The organism is Novilysobacter viscosus (assembly GCF_046600715.1).
Taxonomy (GTDB): Bacteria; Pseudomonadota; Gammaproteobacteria; order Xanthomonadales; family Xanthomonadaceae; genus Lysobacter_C; species Lysobacter_C viscosus.
Genome location: NZ_JBJMAV010000002.1, coordinates 198,000 through 219,372, shown reverse-complemented (window position 1 = coordinate 219,372; position 21,373 = coordinate 198,000). Strand labels below are relative to the sequence as shown.

The window sequence follows — 21,373 nt, the reverse complement described above, 5'->3', positions numbered from 1 at the left end:
AGTGGCTTCAGCCGCGATCGCGGTCTCCCCGCTCCCAAGGGGACGTGTTGTAGGAGCGACGTCAGTCGCGATCCGTCGCCGCGGGGGAAGGTGGGTCGCGACTGGCGTCGCTCCTACAGGCTCGCCGATGGCGGCGTTGGGTCGCGGCTGACGTCCCTCCTGCGAAGGTGCGGTTAGCTGCGCTGCGCCAGCACGTCCAACACTTCGGCCTCGTCGACGCCCGCCACCACCCGCGCGCGGCCGGCGCCGTCCCACAGGACGAAGCGCAACCCGTCAGCCGCGGCCTTCTTGTCCAGGCGCATGCGCGCCAGCAGGGCGTCGGGCGACAGGCCGGCGGGAACGTCGACGGGCAGGTCCAGGGCCGCCAGCAGGCGCTGCAGTCGATCGGCGTCCGCATCCGGGGCCAGGCCGAGCCGGGCCGACAGCCGCGCGGCCAGTACCATCCCGACCGAAACCGCCTCGCCGTGGTTCAGGCCCGCGCCACTGCCCGAGTAGCCCTGCTCGGCCTCGATCGCGTGGCCAAAGGTATGGCCGAAGTTGAGCAGCGCACGATCGCCGCGCTCGAACGGGTCGCGTTCCACCACGGCGGCCTTGTAACGGCACGAGCGGGCGATCGCGCCCGCCAGTGCGTGGTCGTCGCGTGACAGCAGCGCGCCCGTGTTGGCCTCCAGCCAGGCAAGGAAGCCGGCGTCGAGGATCGCCCCGTACTTGGCCACCTCGGCCAGGCCGGCGCGCAGTTCGCGGTCGGGCAGTGTCGCCAGCGTCGCGGTGTCGGCAACCACCGCGCGGGGCGGGTGGAACGCACCCACCAGGTTCTTGCCCGCCGGCAGGTCGACCGCGGTCTTTCCGCCGACCGAGGAGTCCACCATGGCCAGCAGCGTCGTGGGGACCTGCACGATGTCGATGCCGCGCATCCAGCACGCCGCCGCGAAGCCGGCCAGGTCGCCGACCACGCCCCCGCCCAGCGCGAACACGCACGCATCGCGGGTGGCGCCGAGTCGGCCCAGGTGCTCGAGGCATTGGCCAAAGTTCGCGAGGGTCTTCTCGTGCTCGCCGGCCGGCATGACGAAGCGGGCGATGGCGATGCCGGGCCGCGCCGCGAGCAATGCGGTTTCCAGCCGTTCGGCATACAGCGGTGCCACATGGCTGTCGCTGACGATCAGCGCGTGGCGGCCGCGCACGGGGGCAGCCAGGCGAGGGCCCTGGTCGAGCAGGCCGGCACCGATGGCGATGCGGTAGGGGGCCGCGCCACCGACGTCCACCTCCAGCGGTGGCGTCAAGTCCAGCGGTGTGTTCACGTCGATACTCCGCTGCCCGCTGGCGCGTGCGTGCGTTGCCACCGCGTATCCAGCAGGTCTGCCAGGTGGTCGGTGGCAGCCGCGGCGGTCAGCCGGCCGGTGTCATAGCGAAGGTCTGCAACCTCGGCATACAGCGGATCACGCAGCTCGGCCAGCTCGTTCAATACCGCTTCGCGATCGGGCCGCGCCAGCAGCGGGCGGGTGCGGTCCCGTGCCAGCCGCTGCAGCTGTTGCAACGGCGCCAGGTGCAGGTGCACCACGAAGCCGCGGGTGCGCAGCCGTTCGCGCGTCTGCGGATCCAGCACCGCGCCGCCGCCGGTCGCCAGCACGATGCCGTCCTGCTCCAGCAGCTCGGCCAGCGTGGTGCGCTCGCGGGCGCGGAAGCCGGATTCGCCCTCGCATTGGAAGATCGTCGGGATCGGTGCGCCGGTGCGGCGTTCGACCTCCTGGTCGGCGTCGACCAGCCGCATGCCGAATCGCTCGGCCAGGCGCCGGCCGATGCAGGACTTGCCCGCACCCATGGGGCCTACGAGGATCAGGTTGGACGCCGGATTCATGCCGCGATTCTAATCGCAGGGCGGCGCCGGCCAGCGGCCACGACTGCATGCGCTTAACGTGCGGGCGCCTAGGGTGGCGCTCCCGGGCGTGCCGCGAGTAGCGGAGTGCCCCCCATCAGCAGGAGACCGTCATGGCAGTTGCAAAGGTGATCGAACTTACCGCCTCATCCAAGGTGAGCGTGGAGGATGCGGTGAAGACCGGCCTCAAGAAGTGCGCCGAATCGGTGAAGAACATCCAGGGTGCGTGGATCAGCGAGACCAAGGTCGTCACCTCCGCCGACGGCAGCGTGACCGAATGGCGCGTCAATCTGCGGGTGACATTCGTCGTCGAGTAACCGGTCCGACGATCCTGGGCGAGTGGCCGCGCGGCAAAGCGCTGGCGGCCGCTCAGTCCAGCGGGCGCCGCAACGCATCCAGCCGCACCGTGTGCTGCGCGATGGTCGGAAGCGTCGCCAGTGCGTGTCGGCTGACCCGCTCGAACAACCGTACGAAACGATCCACCTGCGGGCGCGACATCGTTGCGCGCCGCGGGTTGGCCGCCTGCAGGCTCTGCTCCTGCTGCCAGCGCCACGCCGGCACGGTCTCGAATCCCGGGCCGCGCAGGAACAGCAGCCAAGGCAGGCGCCGCCACAGCGCCGGGTAGTCCTCGGCAAGTGCGCGGTTGCACCAGGTACGCCACGTGCCGTCGGGGTCTTCCGTGCGCTCCAGCGCGTTCACCGGCTCGGCCAACTGGTCGGGCGACTGCGCGGGTACTTTCAGGAACCAGCCTTCCAGGAGGACGCGATCGGCAGCGATCCGAGGCCAGCGCGAGGGCGGTAGCCGGCGGTCGGCGATCTTGTCGAACCGGGGCAGGCGCACCGTGTGTCCGGCGACCAGGGCATCGATCACCTCGCATGCCAGCGTCACGTCGTGGGTGCCTGGTGGCCCGCGCGTGGCCAGCAGTGGGTGCACCTCGCGGCCCAACTTCAACCGCTCGCGCCGGCCCAGGTAGAAGTCGTCGATCGACAGCACCGCCAGGCGCTCGCCCCGACCGGTTGCACGGCGTTCCAACTGCGCGGCGAGTGTTGATTTCCCGGTCCCCTGCAGTCCGGCAATGGCAGTCACCTGTCGGCCCGATGCCTGCATCCAGGTATCGACGCGTTCGACGAACGATCCGGGGTAATCGGGGGCGGGCAGGTGCGGTGGCGCGGCCATGCGCACACAATAGGGCGATGAAGACGATCCCGGCACCGCCCCCGCTGCTTACCGAGGCCCTGGCCACCTTCGACCGCCTCTTTGCGGAGGCCGGTACCTCCGGTGAGCCGGATCCCACCGCGATGGTGCTGGCGACCGCCGCGCTGGACGCCCGGCCATCGGCCCGCACCGTCCTGCTCAAGGCCCATGATGCGCGGGGCTTCGTTTTCTACACCCACCTGGACGGTCGCAAGGGCCGCGAGCTGCAGGCCAACCCGCATGCGGCGCTGTTGTTCCATTGGCCACGCGTGCGCGACGGCGTGCAGGTGCGGATCGAGGGCGCGGTGGAGATCGTGTCCGACGAAGAGGCCGACGCCTACTTCGCCACGCGTCCGCGCGGCAGCCAGGTGGGTGCCTGGGCATCCAAGCAATCCGAAACCCTGGCCCCGGTGTCGCGCTTCGCCGAGCGCATCGAGCAGGTCGAGCATGAGTTCGAGGGCCGCGACATTCCACGCCCGCATCGTTGGACGGGGTTGCGGGTCAGGCCCGGGCACATCGAGTTCTGGTACGGCGCGCAGTTCCGCCTGCACGAGCGCCACCTGTACGAAGCCGACGCCGCGGGTGAGTGGTCGGTGCGGATGCTGTACCCGTGATGGTGGGCCCGCGGCGCATCGTCTGCCTGACCGAGGAGCCCACCGAAACCCTGTACGCACTGGGCGAGCAGGACCGCATCGTCGGCATCAGCGGCTTTACCGTTCGTCCGACCCGTGCGCGCCGCGAGAAGCCCAAGGTCAGTGCGTTCACCAGCGCGAAGATCGAGCGGATCCTGGACCTGCAACCGGACTTCGTGGTCGGTTTCTCCGACATCCAGGCCGACATCGCCGCCGAGCTGATCCGCCGCGGCGTGGAGGTGTGGATCAGCAACCACCGCAGCGTCGACGGCATCCTCGACTACATCCGCCGGCTGGGCGCACTGGTGGGGGCGGGCGAGCGTGCAGCAGCGTATGCCGACGAGCTCCGCCGTGGGCTCGACGCCATTGCCGCGCAGGCGGCCGTGGTGCCGCAGCGGCCGCGGGTGTATTTCGAGGAGTGGGACGAGCCACCCATCACCGGGATCCAGTGGGTCGCCGAACTGGTGCGCATCGCCGGTGGCGAGGACATCTTCCCCGAGCGCTCGGTCGAGCCGCTTGCGAAGGCGCGCATCCTGGCCGATGCCGACGAGGTGGTACGACGTGCGCCCGACATCATCATCGGCTCATGGTGCGGCAAGAAGTTCCGCCCGGACCGGGTGGCGGCACGGCCCGGCTGGGATGCGATCCCGGCGGTGCGCGACGGCGAACTGCACGAGGTGAAGTCGCCCCTCATCCTGCAGCCCGGTCCTGCGGCACTGACCGATGGCGTGCAGGCCATCGCCGACATCGTGCAGCGTTGGAAGGGGAGGGCCGCGGCCTCTCCGTCCCGAAACGTGGAGTAGCCCTTCACGCCGGGTATGGCATATCGCCTGCACCCCGACGACTGGAGACCACCATGTTCCGCAAGCTCATCGTAATGCCGCTGTTGATCGTTGCCTTCGTGTTCCAGGGCGTGGCCGGTACCGCTTCAGCCGCCGTCATCAGCACCCAGCAGGCACTTTCTGCCGAGATGCGCGATGCCACCGAAACCCGCGTGCGCGATTCGCTGGCCCGCGATGAAGTTCGCAAGGCGATGCAGCACCTGGGCGTGGACCCGGCCGACGCCGACGCCCGCGTTGCGTCGCTCAGCGATGCCGAATTGATGCAACTGCAGGGCGAGCTGGACCGCATGCCCGCCGGCGGCAGCGCACTGGCGGTGATCGGCGTGGTGTTCGTGGTGCTGCTGATCCTTGAGCTGGTCGGCGTCACCAACATCTTCAATCGCGTCTGATGCCGCATCCGTTGCAACCCCGGGCCGCAGGTCCGGGGTTTTTTCCTTGCGCCGCCCTCGTGGCGGCGTTCGTACTGGCTGCCACGGGGTGCTCGGTCAACCCGGCGTGGACGTTGCAGGCGCCGCCACGCGACGCGGTCGCCGTGCCCGACGGCGTCCTCCCGGATATCCCGTTCCACCCACAGACCGAGTACCAGTGCGGTCCCGCTGCGCTGGCGACGATCCTGGGTGCAAGTGGCGTGGAAACCGGTCCCGAAGCACTGGCGCCGCAGGTCTACCTGCCGGGGCGCCAAGGAAGCCTCCAGCTTGAACTGGTCGGCGCGACCCGGCGCGCCGGTCGCATCCCGTTCGTGATCCAGCCCACCACCGACGCGTTGCTGGCGGAACTGGGCGAGGGGCGGCCGGTGCTGGTACTGCAGAACCTGCTGGTGCGCACGTTCCCGCGCTGGCATTACGCGGTGGTCACCGGCACCGATCGCGACGCCAATACACTGGTGCTCAACAGCGGGACCGAACAGGGCCTGGAGATGCCGGCGCCGCGGTTCCTGCGGACCTGGGACTGGGCCGGGCGTTGGGGTCTGGTAAGCCTGCGGCCCGGGCAACTGCCCGCGCGGGCCGAGCCCGCCGCCTACCTGGCCGCCGTCGCGGATTTCGAGGCGGTCGCCGGTGCGCAAGCCGCGCGACCGGCCTATGTCGCCGCACTTCAACGTTGGCCGACCGAGCCGCGTGCCCACCTTGCGATGGGCAACCAGGCCTACGCGGCCGGTGATCGCGTGGACGCTGCGCGCCATTTCCAGGCCGGGCTGGCACACGCGCCGACCGACGTGGTCCTGGGCAACAACCAGGCCAGCGTCCTGGGGGAACTGGGGTGCCTCAGCCAGGCGCGCGCGCGCCTGCAGGCCGTGGAGGCGGCACTGGATGCCGACAGCGCCTGGCGCGAACGCCTGGCCGAGACCCGGGATGAGCTGGAGCGCGCGGGCGCACGCGCGCCGCATCCGGCCTGCGCATCACTCGAGTAGGCCGACTTTCGCTGGCTCTCAGCGCGGGAAGATGTCGCGGGTGAACTGCATCGTGCTTGTGGCCCCGCTTTCGCGCTGGATCACCAGGTCGAAGCGCAATGTGTCCGGTGGCGACACCCGGGCCACGCCGGCGTAGTCGATCAACCCGCCGCTGCGCACTTCACGCAGATCCAACGGCTGCACCACGCCGCGCAGGTCGGTGGCGGTGGCGGTGATGCGTGCCGGCAGCGCGGTTTCCTGCATCTCCGGACCCTGGCGCACGCCTACCAGCAGCAGCACGTTGGCCGGGTCGCGCTCGATGCCGTACTGGCGGGCCACCTGTTCTGAAATGGCGCTGGTGGGCACGACGCTGGCGCGAATCGTCACGTCGCCGGAGCGGACCGTGGCCTCCTGCATGGCAGTGCCCGCGGGGGAGGCGCTGTCGACCATCGCCGACGGTTCACGGCCGCATGCCGTGGCGGCCAGCAACGCCGGCAGCAGGACCACCGGGAGCCAGTGGGCGGCGCGCAATCTGTGCAGGGAGGGACGGGTGTCGTGCATGGGGGTCACTCGTTGGCCGCCGAGAGTTCACGGCCACGGCGGGTCGCCGCAGCCACCGCCTGGTCCACCAGCCCGCGCAGTCCGCCGGCCTCGAAGGTTTCGATGGCCGCATGGGTGGTGCCACCAGGCGAGGTAACACGCTTGCGCAGCACATCCGCAGGCTCGCCCGACTCCACCAGCATCCGCGCCGCCCCCAGTAGGGTGTGCGCGGCGAGCGTGCGCGCGGCGTCGCCCGGCAGGCCCTGTGCTTCCCCGGCCGCCTGCATCGCTTCGGCCAGCAGGAAGACATACGCCGGGCCACTGCCGGAGACGGCGGTGACCGCGTCCATTTGCGCCTCGTCGTGGATCCACACCGTCTGCCCGACCGTTCCCATCAGCGCGTCGGCCTGCGCCCGCTGCTCGTCGGACACGCCAGGGCTGGCAAACAGGCCGGTGACACCGGCGCCGAGCAGCGCGGGCGTATTGGGCATGCTGCGCACGATCGCGGCCGAACCGCCCAGCCACGCATCCACCTGCGAGCTGGTGATGCCAGCGGCAACCGAGATCGCCAGCGGGGGGTGCGCCGCCGCCAGTTCGCGCATGCCGTCGCAGACCACCCGCATCACCTGCGGCTTGACCGCGAACACCCAGATCGATGCGCCATCGGCGGCTTCACGCGCCTCGCGGAACGTGGCCACCCCGAAGTCGGCACGCAGCGCCTGGCGGGTGGTGTCATCGGGCTCGGCGACGCGGATGCTGGCGGGGTCGGCGCCGCGCGCGACCATGCCGCCGATCAGGCTGCGGGCCATGTTGCCGCCACCGACGAAGGCGACGGTGGGCAGGGCGGGCGAGGCGGTGGGCTCGGAGGTCATGGCACTCCTCGTAGTGGCGTGAGGCCGGCCAGTGTAGTGCGTCGGGGGGCGACGCTCAGGTCCGGGCCCCGAACAGCGCCGTGCCCACCCGCACCATCGTCGCGCCCTCGGCGATCGCGACTTCAAGGTCGTCGCTCATGCCCATCGACAACGTATCGACGCCCGGGTAGCGGGCCTGCAGGTCGGTGAACAACCGGTGCAGCTGTGCGAACGCCGGCCTGCGCCGCTCGATCTCTTCGTGTGGCGTGGGAATCGCCATCAGTCCGCGCAGGCGCAGGGTCGGCTTCCCCGACACGGCCTCGGCAAGCGCCGGGATCGCCTCCGGCGCACAGCCGTGCTTGCCGGCCTCCGCGTCGACATTCACCTGCAGCAGCACGTTCAGCGGTTGCCCTCCCGCAGGCCGGTGGCGGGCGAGTGCGTCGACCAGCCGTGCCCGGTCCACCGTCTGCACCCAGTCGAACGCGGTGGCCGCCTCGCGTGCCTTGTTGGCCTGCAGGTGGCCGATGAGGTGCCATTCCTGGTCCGGCAGCCCATCGTGCCCGTTCAGTTCGGCACGCTTGGCCACCGCCTCCTGGACGTAGTTCTCGCCAAGGCTGACCGGCAGCAGCAGTCCGGACCCCGCCCACGCCAGCGCCAGATCCGCGACCGCGGTCGCAGAATGGCGCTTGGACACGGCCAGCAATCGGGGCACTGGCCGCGCCGCGTCCCGGGACGCGTTATCTATGCGTTGCAGGACTTCGAGCAGGCGGCGGTCGTACACGGGCGGCATCCTTCCGGAAGTGCTGGATTTGCGGTGCGGACTCAGGGCTATACTGCCGTGCAGGGGTTGTACCGTTCCAGTTCAAGGCCTGTCACGGGCCATTCGCGTTGCGGGGGAGCACGCATGGATATCGCCGAACTTCTGGCGTTTTCGGTCAAGAACAATGCATCCGACCTGCACCTGTCGGCCGGCCTGCCGCCGATGATCCGGGTCGACGGCGACGTCCGCCGGATCAACATCCCGGCGCTGGACCACAAGCAGGTGCACGCGCTGGTCTACGACATCATGTCGGACAAGCAGCGGCGCGATTACGAAGAGTTCCTCGAGGTCGACTTCTCGTTCGAGATCCCCGGCCTGGCGCGCTTCCGTGTCAACGCCTTCAACCAGAACCGTGGCGCCGGCGCGGTGTTCCGCACGATTCCCTCGGAAGTGCTGACGCTCGAAGACCTGGGCTGCCCTCGCATCTTCAAGGAGCTCATCGACCAGCCGCAGGGCCTGATCCTGGTGACCGGTCCCACCGGCTCGGGCAAGTCGACCACGCTGGCGGCGATGATCGACCACATCAACAAGAACGAGTACGCGCACATCCTCTCGGTCGAGGATCCGATCGAGTTCGTGCACACCTCGCAGAAGTGCCTGATCAACCAGCGCGAGGTCCACCGCGACACGCACGGCTTCAACGAGGCGCTGCGCGAGGACCCCGACTACATCCTGGTCGGCGAGTTGCGTGACCTCGAGACCATCCGCCTGGCCCTGACCGCGGCGGAAACCGGGCACCTGGTGTTCGGCACGCTGCATACCTCGTCGGCGGCCAAGACCATCGACCGCATCATCGACGTGTTCCCCGCCGGCGAGAAGCCGATGGTGCGTTCGATGCTGTCGGAATCGCTGCGCGCGGTGATTTCGCAGGCGCTGCTGAAGAAGGTCGGCGGCGGGCGTACCGCGGCGTGGGAGATCCTGGTCGGCGTCCCCGCCATCCGCAACCTGATCCGCGAGGACAAGGTGGCGCAGATGTACTCGGCCATCCAGACCGGCCAGCAGTACGGAATGATGACCCTCGACCAGCACCTGCAGGACCTGGTCAAGCGTGGCCTGATCGCACGCCAGCAGGCGCGCGAATACGCCAAGGACAAGCGCCTGTTTGATTGAGGCGGGGATTCGGCAAATGGGAATGGGTAGGCAACGCACCGTGGTGCCGGCCCAACGCCCACGACCGATAACCCCCGGGGCGCCGGTCCCCTGCGATTCCGTTTCAGATTTTCTATTCCCGATTCCGTGCTCCGAAGGAGCAATGCCATGAACACCAGCGCCACCAGTACCGGTACCAGCATCGACTTCACGTCTTTCCTCAAGCTGATGGCGCACCAGAAGGCGTCGGACCTGTTCATCACCGCCGGCATGCCGCCGTCGATGAAGGTCCACGGCAAGATCAGTCCGATCACCCAGAACCCGCTGACGCCGCAGCAGAGCCGCGACCTGGTGCTGAACGTGATGAACCCGCAGCAGCGGGAGGAATTCGAGAAGACCCACGAGGCCAACTTCGCCATCGGCGTTTCCGGCGTGGGCCGCTTCCGCGTCAGCTGCTTCTACCAGCGCAACCAGGTGGGCATGGTGCTGCGCAGGATCGAAACCAAGATCCCGACGGTGGAGGAATTGAGCCTGCCGCCGATCATCAAGACGCTGGCGATGACCAAGCGCGGCATCATCATCTTCGTCGGCGCCACCGGCACCGGCAAGTCGACCTCGCTGGCGGCGATGATCGGCTACCGCAACAACAACTCGACCGGCCACATCATCACCATCGAGGACCCGATCGAGTTCGTGCACAAGCACGAGGGCTGCATCATCACCCAGCGCGAGGTCGGCATCGACACCGACAGCTGGGAAGCCGCGCTCAAGAACACCCTGCGCCAGGCGCCGGACGTGATCATGATCGGCGAGGTGCGCACGCGCGAGGGCATGGACCACGCCATCGCCTTCGCCGAAACCGGCCACCTGGTGCTGTGCACGCTGCACGCCAACAACGCCAACCAGGCGATGGACCGCATCATCAACTTCTTCCCCGAGGACCGCCGCAGCCAGCTGCTGATGGACCTGTCGCTCAACCTCAAGGGCGTGGTCGCCCAGCAGCTGATCCCGACCCCCGACGGCAAGGCGCGGCGCGTGGCGATGGAGATCATGCTGGGAACGCCGCTGGTCCAGGACTACATCCGCGACGGCGAGATCCACAAGCTGAAGGAAGTGATGAAGGAGTCCACCCAGCTGGGCATGAAGACCTTCGACCAGGCCCTGTTCGAGCTCTACCAGGCCGGTGAAATCAGCTACGAGGACGCGCTGCGCTTCGCGGACAGCCAGAACGAGGTGCGCCTGCGCATCAAGCTGGCACAGGGTGGCGATGCGCGCACGCTGGCGCAGGGCATGGATGGGGTCGAGGTCTCCGAAGCGCGGTAAGGACGTGCGGATGCTCGCTGTATCGCTGTATCGCTGAAACGGTGAGTAACAGTGACTGCGCAGGCGTAGGGCGGAACTTGCAAGAAGCGTGGTTGCTCCACCTCACGAACGAAGCGGACGGCGCTGTTTGTCTGCGGCAGCAGCGCGGTTGTACAACGTCAGCATGAATGTGCGAACGCGTCCGCCGGAAACTCAAAGATGCTGTAGTTTTGATGTCCTTGCCGAGGCTCATTCGCCCCGAGGCCCAGTGGAGCCTTAGGAGCGCAGGGACACCTCATGAAACGTCATGGATCGACGCGCCGGAATCCCGGTGCTCAGGGAGAGCAGGTGAAGCACGCGAACAGTTTCTCTGTCCGGAAGTTGCGGGGTTCCGCCAACTTCCGACAAGAGCCCTCCGAGTCTGCACCGGATGGAAGCTGCAACAAGAGCCGTAAATGCTGTAACTCAATATTCTCGAGAGCGCTGAAGACTCTGGCGTTGTTCATGCTGCTTGCCGCGGTGCCGGGGATGGCGTTCGCACAGTTGGTCTATGAAGCCGTGCGACACATGCCAGGCCAGGAGGTCAAAAGTTTCGCGACGTTGGCAGCAGCTGAGCAATGGATCCAGGAAGAGCCTGCCACCCCCATCGGCAATTCCTATCTCCAGCGGACCAGTGAGAAAAACTACATCAATGGCAGGCTGACCCTCAACTACTCGGTAACGCGCCGCCCTTACATGGCGTTCTTTGGTGACTTTTACAAAGGGCATATGAGTGGAAACGCCACGGCTTGTAATGCACAGAAGATTCCAATAGCCGGGGTCAGTGATTATGGGTGCGATACTGAACAGGCAATGATGGAGGCAAGTCTCCGCGCCTACCCGCTTTCGGGAAGCTATTCGGGCTCCTTGAGAGGTCAGTATCTACCAATGCCCCCCACTATGTGGGGGGTAGTGTCTTTTGAATCTGATCCGGACTATAGCTATATCAGCGTGCACCGGAACAATATCCAATACAGCGGCGGCGCTGTTCCTAACCAGCGCGAGGTGGTGGCAACCAACTCTAGTGGGACGAGTACTTTCGTCTATCGGGTTCTTAGAAACGACATTTACCAGTGCCCCAAGACCTTCTACGGGATCCATAACACGTACGGACAGGCCAATGTCACATGGCCCTATGTTTGCGGAAACAACTCCCGGGGGAGCATCTCGGTCAGGTTGCGGCAGCGTGCTCCATCCTGCGAGATTGACACGAAAACAGGGAATCCGTGCGTCGCAGATTCGGGCAACAAGGAATACGTTGAGAGCGACTTTGTATGGGAAGGTCGTGCGTTCGATCGTACTTACAATTCGCTCGGGGACATGCCTCTCGGTTCCGGCTTTGGTGACAACTGGTCCCACGGTTTTTCCGATAAGTTGATGATGCCGGAGGGCCTTTACGGCAGCATATATTGGATAAGGAAGGACGGTTATTACGAAAGTTTCTCGCGCGCGAGTGAAGGGGTCTATAAGTCGTCGGTTAATCCTGGTCTGGTGCTTCGCAGGGAGCCAGATGCGGTTGCGATGACGCAGGGAAGGTGGCGGCTGGTAGTTGCTGGTGCGACCCTCTGGTTTTCGGAGTCAGGCCGATTGAAGCAACTCGTTGGAAACGACGGTCGAACCTTTGCCCTCAAGTACTGTGACGGTCAGGAGTCAGCCTGCCCCGTGGGCATGTTGACCGAGGTACAAAGTTCGAGTGGGCGACGCTTGTCCTTCCAGCACTTGGAAGCGCCCGACGGTAGCTTCAGGACCGTGCGTATCGCGAGCGAGGGTACGGTGCTTGCCGAGTATCTGTACGATCTGCCTGGGCGGTTGCAATACGTGAGCTATGGTCTGCAGATGGCAGGCGCTGGCAAGGAATACGTTTACGGGGAAAGCGAGCAGCTCTGCCGGAACCACTTGGGTGAAGTGCTTGGAGGGTGCGATCCTGCGCACTTTCCAAATCATCTTACGGGCGTGGTTGACGAGCTCGATCGTCGGTTCGCTACGTATTCGTACGACAGTTCCGGCCGCGTCAGCACGAGTGAGCATGCTGGTGGGAAGGGACGCGTCACGATGAACTATCGTGCTGATGGCGCGGTCGAGGTTTCCCTGCCGCAGGGGGCCCGAAAGCTCTATCGGTTCAACGCTGACTTCTTCAAGAAGCCGACGTCGCTGGAGCTCCACCACGATAATGGATCGACGACGAGTGCCAGCGCCACGTATGCCAGTGGCCGCTTGAGTGCCCTGACCAATGAGAGTGGCTCCCGAACGTCGTACGTTTACGATTCCCTTCGTCTGGTTTCACGGACAGAGGGGCTTAGCGCCACCGGTGCAAGAACAGTCAACTCGCGCACGTATCAGACAGATTGGGACCCAGCGTCTGACCGGGCACTTGAGCGTCGGGTGTACGACAGTCAAGCGGGCATTCCCGGGACACTTCTAACGAGGACCACTTACGTCTACAACGACCTCGGACGGGTTTCTTCATCTGCACATTACGATGTCACGGCCGGTGCCTCGCGTTCGACGCACTACCTCTATTGCGAAGAGGCCGACGTGGCAACGGGCCTGTGTCCGGTTGCCGGGTTGCTGTTGTCAGTAGACGGGGCGCGTAGCGATCTCAGCGATGTCAGTACCTACACATACCGTCTGGCCGACGACCCGGAATGCGCCACTGCGCCCACCACCTGCGCGTACCGTAAGGGCGACCTGTCGAAAGTCACCAACGCGCTCGGCCACGTCACCGAAACCTTGCGCTACGACGGTGCGGGCCGGCCGCTCTCGGTCCGTGATCCGAATGGCATCGTTACCGATATGGAGTACCACCCGCGCGGCTGGCTGACTGCTCGCAAGGTGCGCGGTCCAGATACCAGCACCGAGAGCGATGACGCAATCACCCGTATCGAGTACGAGCCCATCGGGCTCGTGAAGCGCGTAATCCAGCCCGATGGCACCTTCACCGCATACACCTACGATGCTGCTCACCGCCTGACCGCAATCAGCGACGGTGCCGGTAATCGCATCACCTACACGCTCGACAACGCGGGAAGCCGCCTCAAGGAAGACACGCAGGACAGCGGGGGCACGCTGCTTCGCACGTTGTCGCGCGTCTACAACCAGCTCGGCCAGCTGCACGCGGCCAATGACGCCTACAGCCATTCGACCGCGTTCACGTATGACGCGGGCGGCAACGCCGACACCGTCACCGACCCCCTCGGTCGTGTGACCGACAACGACTACGACCCCCTGGGCCGACTCTCGCGCACGCTGCAGGACGTGAACGGCATCCAGGCGGAAACCCGGTTCGACTACGACGCGCTGGACAACCTGACCCAGGTCACCGACCCCAAGGGGCTGAGCACGCGGTACCAGTACAACGGCTTCGGCGACCTGACCCAGCTGGCCAGCCCGGACACCGGTACCAGCACCTACACCTACGACAGCGCCGGCAACCGCGTCTCCTCGACCGACGCGCGCGGCCAGCTCACCGTCTATGCCTACGACGCGCTGAACAGGTTGACCGGCATCGGTTACGACGACACCGGTCTCGATGTGTCGTATGTCTATGATGTGGCTCAGGATGTCTGTCAGGTCGGGGAAACGTTCGCCGTCGGCCGCATGACCCGCATGCAGGACGGCAGCGGAGCCACGCAGTATTGCTTCGATCGGCGCGGCAACCTGGTGCGCAAGGTGCAGACCACCAACGGCATGCGCTTCACCGTGCGCTATAGCTACACGTTGGCCGGCAGGCTCGCCTCGATGACGTATCCCAGCGGTACCCGCGTCGACTACGCCCGCGATGCGCTCGGCCAAGCGTCGGCGATTACCGTAACCCGGCCGGATGGGTCCATCGAAACGCTGCTGTCCGATGTTGCGTATTACCCGTTCGGCCCCGCTTCCGCGCTCCAGTACGGGGACGGTCGCCTGCTGCAGCGCTCGCTCAACCAGAACTACCAGCCCGGTTTCATCGAGGACACCCGACCCGATGGCCTCTCGTTGGGCTATCAGTTCGACGCCGCGGGCAACCTGGTGACGCTGCGACGCGGCGACCAGTCCGAACCCTCGTTACGCACGTACGGTTACGACGGACTGAACCGTCTGACCGACGTAGGCGACGGGTCGAGCGGCGCGTCGCTGCGCGGGTACGCCTATGACGCGACGGGCAATCGCACTCACCTTACGGAGGGTGGCGTGGCCGTGCAGTACGGATACGCGGCGGACAGCCATCGTCTGGTGGATATTGCCGGAGCGGCGCGTCAATACGACGCGGCGGGCAATATCCTCGCCACAGACGGCTCCGCAAGGACCTTCGCCTACAACGCTGCCGGCCGGATGAGCCAGGCGAGCCGAAATGGCGAGCCGTTGATGCAGTACACATACAACGGCCGCGGCGAGCAGGTCCGCCGCCTACCCCTTTCAGCCGGCGACACCTCCCAAGCCGCGGCAGGCGAAAGGGCCGCCAGGCCCGCGCGGGACAAACCCGGCAAGCCGATCAAGCCGGTCAAGCCCGTCAAGCCGGGCAAACCCTCGAAGCCGGGAAAACCGGACGAGCCGGGTAGGCCGGAGAACCCCGGCAGGCCAAGCGCGCCACAACCCTCGTCAGGGCTGCAGGAAAGCTATGCGGTATATGACGAGGCCGGTCGTTGGCTCGGCGGCTACGACTCTGCCGGCACGCGCGTGCAGGAAGTGATCTGGCTGGATGATCTGCCCGTGGGCCTGATTGCCGGCGACCACCTGCACTACATCCAGCCCGATCACCTGGGTACCCCCCGCACCGTGATCGACCCGGCGCGGCAGCAGGCCGTGTGGACCTGGAGCCTGGAAGGCGAGGCCTTCGGCGATACGGTGCCCAATGAAGACCACGATGGCGATGGCCGATATTTCACTCTTGATATGCGGTATCCCGGCCAGCGCTACGATGCGGCTAGTGGTTTGAATTACAACTACTTCCGGGATTACGACCCAGGCACCGGTCGCTATGTGCAGAGCGATCCGATTGGGATAGCTGGTGGCATGGCCACGTATGGTTACGGCGGAGGTAATCCGGTAGCTGCATATGACCGTTACGGCCTGTGCTGGTCGAATGCGCGCGCAGCCGGTCATTACTTCGCAGGCGGTGGCCGCGCGGTCTCGCTCAATGAAATTGGCTGCACTTCGATGGTTGCATCGCAGGTGCAGCCGGAGCGGAATATTTGGAAGTCAAGAATTAAGGCCGCAGCGCGAACCGCTGCCCAGGTTATGGCTTGTGGATCGTGGCAACGCATCACTGCTGCCCGATCCGTTGGTGTCAGCTCTGGAATCTTCTGGATTGGAGGGTTCTCTCTCCTGCAGGACTCGAACTGCATTGTTCAACGAAACTGCGGAAGCAATGCAGGCATGCAGTGCGGGCGTGATTCGTACAGTTTTGAGTGCTTGCTCACTAGTCGAATGCACGATCTGTTCGTCAATCCAAGCGACTTTGATAACAGCGCGCGTACGTCGAGCCCAGACTTCTGGGATGAGTACAGCTATGGGGGCACGCCGTTCTATGTGGATGCAGCGTGGTATGACTCCATCAAAGGCGGAGGTTCGCTATGATCGTCCGAATATTGCTAATGCTGCTGTGCCTGACTCTTTCGGCTTGCAGTGCGCGGCAGGCTTCCCAGCATCTTCCAGGTGGCTACAACGTGTGGGTGATGAACGCGCAAGAGATTTATCTGGCTGATCGGAACAAGGAGCTCCTGGTTGGTCCGGGACTGCGTAGCATCGGCATTACAAAGGAGCACATCGTGGCATTTAGCGACCCGCCAAGTTCTGGATACATCGGAAATCTAAGGACGGACGGTTACAGCGTTCTTGACGTAAGCACTGGTGACGTATCGACCAGGCTTTCTAAGCAAGAGGCCCAAGCCCTTTTGACAAGCAAGGGTGAATCTTTCCCCGAAATGCTGAGCTTCGACGCTTACCCAGTGACAAACCAGTAATAGTAGAATGCAAGGAAGCCCCGTCCTCACCCGGCGGGGTTTATTTTAACCGCGTAATGCGGGTTAAAAACCCGCCCTAAGCAACGTCGAGTAGGGCGGGTCTAGACCCGCCTTGTAGTAACAAAAAGCCCCGCGAGAAAACCGGCTCAGAGTGCACTTTTTTCCTGCAGGCCGGAGACTTTCTCGGCCACCCGACTTTGGCTCGCACGCGATTCGAGCTAGTTCAGCTGCGAGCTCCCCGCGACAACGGTAGCGGCTGGCCCCGTGCTGCAGAACGGAAAGGCCCAATGGAAGGCTGCGGTTGCCATCGCGGAGGGGTTTCCCTACGGTAGTCGGGCTACATCCTTCGCTGCCGTGGGTCTGCCGGCATACCCCCCATCCAAACGAACCTGTGGAGGTTTCCCATGGAGATCGCCGATCGCTGCGTTGCTTCGATCCGTTACACCCTCACCAATGACGCGGGCGAGGTCATCGACCAGTCGCCGGAGCAGCAGCCGCTGAGCTACCTGCACGGGGCGGGCAACATCGTGCCGGGTCTCGAAAGGGCGCTGGCCGGGCGCAAGACCGGCGACAGCTTCAAGGTCGACGTGGAGCCCGCGGAAGGCTACGGCGTGCGCCACGACGGGCTGGTGCAGTCGGTGCCGCGCAGCGCGTTCCAGGGCGTGGACAACGTGGAGCCGGGCATGCAGTTCGAGGCCACCACCGACCGCGGCCCGGTGCTGGTACGCGTGGCCAGCGTGGACGAGGAGCAGGTCACGGTTGACGGCAACCACCCGTTGGCCGGGCAGACCCTGCACTTCGAAATCGAGGTGGCCGAGGTGCGCGCGGCGACGGAGCAGGAGCAGGAAGCCGGGCAAGCCGACGTCGCGGCCTAGGCGTCGACTGCCCGCGGAAGCCTCGCGGGTGGCAGGACGAGCGCCCCCACCCGCCAACCTGCGGGGCGCGGCAGCTGCCACGGCACCCTCCCGGCGACAGTGACAGCGACAGCGACAGCGACAGCGACAGCGACAAACGCGGCGGCGGGCGGCGGGCGGCGGGGAGAGGCAACGTGTCGGCGTACAGCCTGACCGGAGCCGGCGAGTCCGGAGCCGGCGAGTCGTTCACCTTGCGCGGCTCCGCGCCGTGCCCATGGGATGGACCCTCCACGTTGATCCCGAGCGGATCCAGTGCCCAACCCGATTGCGACCGGCGGGCAGGCCGTGCCCCGCGGTCGCCCCGCGTTAGAATCACCCGCATGGCCGACGACACCACGCCCACCGAATCCACGCCGGTCGATGCGACCCCGCTGGCCAACCAGCTGCTGATCGCGTTGCCCTCCCTGCAGGACACCAACTTCTCGCGCAGCGTCGCGCTGGTCTGCCAGCACGACGAGGACGGCGCGATGGGCATCGTGGTCAACCAGGCCTCCGAGTACACGCTGGGCGAAGTGCTCGGGCAGATGGGGGTGGACGGCGGCGACAAGCGCATGCGTGCGCAGCTGGTGCTCGCCGGTGGCCCGGTGCACCCCGAGCGCGGTTTCGTGCTGCACGACGGCGGCATGCGCTGGGATTCGACCCTGCAGATTGCAGAAACCCTGTTCCTCACCACGTCCCGCGACATCCTTGAAGCGATGGCGCGCGGCGACGGGCCGGACCAGTCGATCGTGGCGCTGGGCTGCGCGGGGTGGGGCGCGGGCCAGCTCGAGCAGGAACTGGCCGACAACGACTGGCTGACCGCCCCGGCCGATGCCGAACTGCTGTTCTCGCTGCCGCTGGACCAGCGCTGGGAGGCCGCGGCCGGTCGGATCGGCGTGGACTTCGCGCACCTGGCCGACTACGCCGGCCACGCATGACCGCCGCGGGCATCAAGCGCGACGGGACGGTGCTGGGGTTCGACGTGGGCGCGCGCCGCATCGGCGTGGCCGTGGCCAGTGCGTTCGGCCACGGGGCGCGTGCGCTTGCCGTGGTGGACGTCCACGGGCACGGCCCCGACTGGGCGCTGATCGACCGCCTGCACAAGGAGTGGCGCCCCGACGGGCTGATCGTTGGCGACCCGATGACGCTCGACGGCGGCGACCAGCCGATCCGGGCGCGTGCGCACGCGTTCGCGCGGGAGCTCAATGTCCGCTACGGGTTGCCCGTGGTGCTGGTTGATGAGCGCTCCAGTTCCGTGGAAGCGGCGCAGCGCTTCGCGGCCGACCGGGCCCAGGGCCGCAAGCGGCGGCGCGACGCCGAGGCGCTGGATGCGGTCGCCGCCGCGGTCATCGTCGAGCGCTGGCTGGCCGCGCCCGATGACGCCACCCTGCTTGCACCCGGCACGTCGCCAGCCGCCTGAGAACGGCGCCGTCTTCCCACTTCGCCCCGACCCATGAGCGCACCCGGCCCCGCCATGCCACTGGCCCACCTGCTGACCCTCGACGGCGTGCCCCGCGCGACGCTGGAATCCCTGCTTGACCGCGCCCAGTCCTTTGCCGAAGGGGGCGACCGGCGCGATTGCCTGGCCGGCACCGCGGTCTGCACCCTGTTCTTCGAGCCCTCGACCCGCACCCGGCTGAGCTTCCAGTTGGCCGCGCAACGGCTGGGCGCCGACGTGCTCAGCTTCGACGCGTCCACCTCCTCGACCAGCAAGGGCGAGACCGCCATCGACACCTTGCACACCATCGAGGCGATGGGCGTGCGCGGATTCATCGTGCGCCACAAGCTCGACGGTGCCGTGGCCGAACTGGCGGCCCGGGCCGGCGCGGACACGCGCGTGGTGAACGCCGGCGACGGACGCAGCGCCCACCCCACCCAGGGCCTGCTGGACATGCTGACCCTGCGCCAGGCCAAGGGGGCCGACTTCAGCCGGCTGAAGGTGTTGATGGTAGGCGACGTCAAGCACTCGCGCGTGGCGCGCTCGGACCTGCAGGCGCTGCGGGCGCTGGGGGTGGGGGAGCTGCGGGTGTGCGGGCCGTCCTCGCTGTTGCCCGTCGACGACGGCACCCTCGCCGGCTGCCGGGTGCTGGACGACCTGGACGCCGCGCTGGAAGGCGTGGACGCAGTGATGATGCTGCGGCTGCAACGCGAGCGGATGGACGACGGGCTGGTCGATTCGCTTGACGACTACCACCGCGACTACGGATTGACCGCCATCCGCCTCCGCCGCGCGGCGCCCGATGCGGTGGTGATGCACCCGGGCCCGATCAACCGCGGCGTCGAAATCACCGATGAAGTGGCAGACGGACCGCAGTCGCTGATCCTGCGCCAGGTCGCCAACGGCGTGGCCGTTCGCATGGCGGTGCTGGAGGCGCTGCTGGGTTGAGCGGGGTGAGGCGGGTGCCGGGGCGCACGAGGGGCGTCGGACACCGGCGAAGCATGCGGATCAGCGCAACAGCACCAGCGTCGCCAGGCCCAGGAAGCTGAGGAATCCCACCACGTCGGTGACGGTGGTCAGCACCACGCCGCCGGCCAGTGCCGGGTCGATGTTCAGCCGGCGCAGTGTCAGCGGCACCAGCACGCCGGCCAGTGCAGCCACCAGCAGGTTGATCACCATCGCACCGGCGATGACCAGGCCCAGCGGCGCGTCGCTGAACCACGTGGCGGCCACGATCCCGACCACGACCGCCCACACCACGCCGTTGAACAGGCCGACCGAGACTTCCTTGCTGAGCAACGCTCGCAGGTTGCCCACGCCCACCTGTCCCGTGGCCAGGCCGCGGACCATCAGGGTCAGGGTCTGGGTGCCCGCCACGCCGCCCATGCTGGCGACGATCGGCATCAGCACCGCCAACGCCACGATCTGCTCCAGCGTGCCTGCGAACCGTCCGATCACCCACGAGGCCAGGAACGCCGTGGCCAGGTTGATGCCCAGCCAGAGCGCGCGCCGGCGCGCGGCGCGGGGCACCGGGCTGAACAGGTCCTCGTCCTCGTCCAGGCCGGCCGCGCCCATCGCCTGGTGCTCGGCCCGCTCGCGGATGATGTCGACCACGTCATCGATGGTGATCCGCCCGAGCAGTTCATTGGTGCCGTCGACCACCGGCGCCGACACCCAGTCGCGGTCGGAGAACTGCTGCGCGACCGACACCGCCGATTCGTCCACGCGGATCGCGGTCAGGCTGTCGTCGATGAGGTGGCTGATCGGCGTTCCGGGGTGGTGCGTCACCAGGTTCTGCAGCGCGACCCAGCCCAGCAGCTGGCGCCGGCGGCTGACCACGTACAGGTGGTCGGTGTGTTCCGGCAGCTCGCCACGCAGGCGCAGGTAGCGCAGCACCACGTCCACCGTGGTGTCGGCGCGCACCGTCACCACGTCCGGGTTCATCAACCGGCCGGCGGTGTCCTCCGGGTACGACAGGACCTGCTCGAGCCGCTCGCGGTTCTCCCGGTCCATCGACTTGAGCACTTCGTCGATGACGGTATCGGGCAGGTCCTCGACCAGGTCGGCCAGGTCGTCGATGTCGAGGTCTTCGACCGCGGCGATGATCTCGTCCGCGTCCATGTCCGCCAGCAGGCTCTCGCGGACCTCGTCGCCGACGTGGACCAGCACCTCGCCGTCGTCTTCGGCATCCACCAGCCCCCACACCACCGCACGCTTGGCCGGCGGCAACGATTCGAGCAGGTTGCCGATCTCGGCCGGTGACAGCGTATTGACCAGCCGCCGGACCGGCCCGAGGCGGCCGCTGTCCAGCGCATCCGACAGCATCCGCAGCTGGCGCGAGGTCTTGTCGTGGCGGGTGGCTTCGGCCAAGGCGGCGCTCCTGGTGGTCCGGCGGTCGGGCTCGTCGAGCCGGTGCGGCCGCCGCCTCGCCGGGGCGGGCGGGGCAGGTGCGACCTGGCGTCACGCGTTCATGCCGGCATTATCGCCGCTTGCCGCGTCCTGCACAGCCCCATTGACCTGCCCATTGGCAG

19 protein-coding genes are annotated in these 21,373 nt (G+C 66.8%); 12 read left to right on the top strand and 7 right to left on the bottom strand.

What is annotated here, in order from left to right; translation table 11 throughout:
- Window positions 1-173 precede the first annotated feature (173 nt).
- Window positions 174-1,280: a 3-dehydroquinate synthase gene (aroB, locus tag ACJQWL_RS04705; RefSeq protein WP_411300768.1), complete on the bottom strand. Its 1,107-nt coding sequence runs from the start codon at window positions 1,278-1,280 to the stop codon at window positions 174-176.
- A 14-nt stretch (window positions 1,281-1,294) separates the two neighbouring features.
- The gene (locus ACJQWL_RS04700; RefSeq protein ID WP_330967480.1) at window positions 1,295-1,855 is read right to left on the bottom strand and encodes a shikimate kinase; all 561 of its coding nucleotides are present in this window, start codon (window positions 1,853-1,855) and stop codon (window positions 1,295-1,297) included.
- Between the two features lie 131 nt (window positions 1,856-1,986).
- Between ACJQWL_RS04700 and ACJQWL_RS04695 the strand changes: the two genes are divergently transcribed.
- Window positions 1,987-2,190 (top strand): dodecin family protein, encoded by a 204-nt coding sequence (locus ACJQWL_RS04695; protein WP_330967481.1) that lies wholly within the window; start codon window positions 1,987-1,989, stop codon window positions 2,188-2,190.
- 52 nt (window positions 2,191-2,242) lie between these two features.
- Here ACJQWL_RS04695 and ACJQWL_RS04690 read toward each other — a convergent pair whose 3' ends face one another.
- Window positions 2,243-3,049: a kinase gene (locus tag ACJQWL_RS04690; protein WP_330967482.1), complete on the bottom strand. Its 807-nt coding sequence runs from the start codon at window positions 3,047-3,049 to the stop codon at window positions 2,243-2,245.
- Window positions 3,050-3,066: 17 nt separating this feature from the next.
- Between ACJQWL_RS04690 and pdxH the strand changes: the two genes are divergently transcribed.
- Genes pdxH through ACJQWL_RS04670 form a run of 4 tightly spaced genes read left to right on the top strand, consistent with a single transcriptional unit; the run spans window position 3,067 to window position 5,949 of the window.
- Complete coding sequence (pdxH, locus tag ACJQWL_RS04685) at window positions 3,067-3,681, top strand: pyridoxamine 5'-phosphate oxidase (protein ID WP_330967483.1); 615 nt, start codon at window positions 3,067-3,069, stop codon at window positions 3,679-3,681.
- A 2-nt stretch (window positions 3,682-3,683) separates the two neighbouring features.
- On the top strand, window positions 3,684-4,502 hold the full coding sequence (locus tag ACJQWL_RS04680; RefSeq protein ID WP_411300767.1) for a cobalamin-binding protein: 819 nt from the start codon (window positions 3,684-3,686) through the stop codon (window positions 4,500-4,502).
- A 53-nt stretch (window positions 4,503-4,555) separates the two neighbouring features.
- Window positions 4,556-4,930, top strand: a complete 375-nt coding sequence (locus tag ACJQWL_RS04675) for a PA2779 family protein (RefSeq protein ID WP_330967484.1) — start codon at window positions 4,556-4,558, stop codon at window positions 4,928-4,930.
- A 59-nt stretch (window positions 4,931-4,989) separates the two neighbouring features.
- Window positions 4,990-5,949: a PA2778 family cysteine peptidase gene (locus tag ACJQWL_RS04670; RefSeq protein ID WP_330967485.1), complete on the top strand. Its 960-nt coding sequence runs from the start codon at window positions 4,990-4,992 to the stop codon at window positions 5,947-5,949.
- A gap of 18 nt (window positions 5,950-5,967) precedes the next feature.
- Here ACJQWL_RS04670 and ACJQWL_RS04665 read toward each other — a convergent pair whose 3' ends face one another.
- From ACJQWL_RS04665 to ACJQWL_RS04655, 3 genes are read right to left on the bottom strand one after another with little or no spacing between them, the layout of a single operon-like run.
- The gene (locus ACJQWL_RS04665) at window positions 5,968-6,489 is read right to left on the bottom strand and encodes a DUF4426 domain-containing protein (protein ID WP_330967486.1); all 522 of its coding nucleotides are present in this window, start codon (window positions 6,487-6,489) and stop codon (window positions 5,968-5,970) included.
- A gap of 5 nt (window positions 6,490-6,494) precedes the next feature.
- Complete coding sequence (gene proC, locus ACJQWL_RS04660) at window positions 6,495-7,340, bottom strand: pyrroline-5-carboxylate reductase (RefSeq protein ID WP_330967487.1); 846 nt, start codon at window positions 7,338-7,340, stop codon at window positions 6,495-6,497.
- 55 nt (window positions 7,341-7,395) lie between these two features.
- Window positions 7,396-8,109, bottom strand: a complete 714-nt coding sequence (locus ACJQWL_RS04655) for a YggS family pyridoxal phosphate-dependent enzyme (protein WP_411300739.1) — start codon at window positions 8,107-8,109, stop codon at window positions 7,396-7,398.
- A 114-nt stretch (window positions 8,110-8,223) separates the two neighbouring features.
- Here ACJQWL_RS04655 and ACJQWL_RS04650 point away from each other — a divergent pair, with 114 nt between their 5' ends.
- The 7 genes from ACJQWL_RS04650 to ACJQWL_RS04620 all read left to right on the top strand — a co-directional run bounded on the left by ACJQWL_RS04650 (window position 8,224) and on the right by ACJQWL_RS04620 (window position 19,790).
- Entirely contained in the window at window positions 8,224-9,249 is a 1,026-nt protein-coding gene (locus ACJQWL_RS04650; protein ID WP_411300738.1) for a type IV pilus twitching motility protein PilT, read from the top strand.
- A 147-nt stretch (window positions 9,250-9,396) separates the two neighbouring features.
- Entirely contained in the window at window positions 9,397-10,551 is a 1,155-nt protein-coding gene (locus ACJQWL_RS04645) for a PilT/PilU family type 4a pilus ATPase (RefSeq protein ID WP_330967488.1), read from the top strand.
- 483 nt (window positions 10,552-11,034) lie between these two features.
- Complete coding sequence (locus tag ACJQWL_RS04640) at window positions 11,035-16,125, top strand: RHS repeat-associated core domain-containing protein (protein ID WP_330967489.1); 5,091 nt, start codon at window positions 11,035-11,037, stop codon at window positions 16,123-16,125.
- A 790-nt stretch (window positions 16,126-16,915) separates the two neighbouring features.
- Complete coding sequence (locus tag ACJQWL_RS04635; protein ID WP_330967490.1) at window positions 16,916-17,386, top strand: FKBP-type peptidyl-prolyl cis-trans isomerase; 471 nt, start codon at window positions 16,916-16,918, stop codon at window positions 17,384-17,386.
- A gap of 359 nt (window positions 17,387-17,745) precedes the next feature.
- Window positions 17,746-18,342: a YqgE/AlgH family protein gene (locus ACJQWL_RS04630; RefSeq protein WP_330967491.1), complete on the top strand. Its 597-nt coding sequence runs from the start codon at window positions 17,746-17,748 to the stop codon at window positions 18,340-18,342.
- Entirely contained in the window at window positions 18,339-18,824 is a 486-nt protein-coding gene (gene ruvX, locus ACJQWL_RS04625) for a Holliday junction resolvase RuvX (protein WP_330967492.1), read from the top strand. Before ACJQWL_RS04630 ends, ruvX begins: the two co-directional genes overlap by 4 nt.
- A 33-nt stretch (window positions 18,825-18,857) precedes the next feature.
- On the top strand, window positions 18,858-19,790 hold the full coding sequence (locus tag ACJQWL_RS04620) for an aspartate carbamoyltransferase catalytic subunit (RefSeq protein WP_330967493.1): 933 nt from the start codon (window positions 18,858-18,860) through the stop codon (window positions 19,788-19,790).
- Between the two features lie 60 nt (window positions 19,791-19,850).
- On the opposite strand, the gene mgtE is transcribed toward ACJQWL_RS04620, so the two are convergent.
- A complete protein-coding gene (gene mgtE / locus ACJQWL_RS04615) occupies window positions 19,851-21,212 on the bottom strand; it encodes a magnesium transporter (RefSeq protein WP_330967494.1) in 1,362 nt (453 codons plus the stop codon).
- Between the last annotated feature and the right edge of the window lie 161 nt (window positions 21,213-21,373).

Bases quoted from the DNA above. Each gene is read 5' to 3' on its own strand.
- ACJQWL_RS04650 (WP_411300738.1), top strand. From the start codon at position 8,224: ATGGATATCGCCGAACTTCTGGCGTTTTCGGTCAAGAACAATGCATCC.
- ACJQWL_RS04645 (WP_330967488.1), top strand. From the start codon at position 9,397: ATGAACACCAGCGCCACCAGTACCGGTACCAGCATCGACTTCACGTCT.
- ACJQWL_RS04630 (WP_330967491.1), top strand. From the start codon at position 17,746: ATGGCCGACGACACCACGCCCACCGAATCCACGCCGGTCGATGCGACC.
- proC (WP_330967487.1), bottom strand. From the start codon at position 7,340: ATGACCTCCGAGCCCACCGCCTCGCCCGCCCTGCCCACCGTCGCCTTC.
- ACJQWL_RS04690 (WP_330967482.1), bottom strand. From the start codon at position 3,049: ATGGCCGCGCCACCGCACCTGCCCGCCCCCGATTACCCCGGATCGTTC.
- ACJQWL_RS04675 (WP_330967484.1), top strand. From the start codon at position 4,556: ATGTTCCGCAAGCTCATCGTAATGCCGCTGTTGATCGTTGCCTTCGTG.
- pdxH (WP_330967483.1), top strand. From the start codon at position 3,067: ATGAAGACGATCCCGGCACCGCCCCCGCTGCTTACCGAGGCCCTGGCC.
- ACJQWL_RS04635 (WP_330967490.1), top strand. From the start codon at position 16,916: ATGGAGATCGCCGATCGCTGCGTTGCTTCGATCCGTTACACCCTCACC.
- ACJQWL_RS04695 (WP_330967481.1), top strand. From the start codon at position 1,987: ATGGCAGTTGCAAAGGTGATCGAACTTACCGCCTCATCCAAGGTGAGC.
- ACJQWL_RS04665 (WP_330967486.1), bottom strand. From the start codon at position 6,489: ATGCACGACACCCGTCCCTCCCTGCACAGATTGCGCGCCGCCCACTGG.
- ACJQWL_RS04620 (WP_330967493.1), top strand. From the start codon at position 18,858: ATGAGCGCACCCGGCCCCGCCATGCCACTGGCCCACCTGCTGACCCTC.
- ACJQWL_RS04700 (WP_330967480.1), bottom strand. From the start codon at position 1,855: ATGAATCCGGCGTCCAACCTGATCCTCGTAGGCCCCATGGGTGCGGGC.
- ruvX (WP_330967492.1), top strand. From the start codon at position 18,339: ATGACCGCCGCGGGCATCAAGCGCGACGGGACGGTGCTGGGGTTCGAC.
- ACJQWL_RS04655 (WP_411300739.1), bottom strand. From the start codon at position 8,109: ATGCCGCCCGTGTACGACCGCCGCCTGCTCGAAGTCCTGCAACGCATA.
- ACJQWL_RS04640 (WP_330967489.1), top strand. From the start codon at position 11,035: ATGCTGCTTGCCGCGGTGCCGGGGATGGCGTTCGCACAGTTGGTCTAT.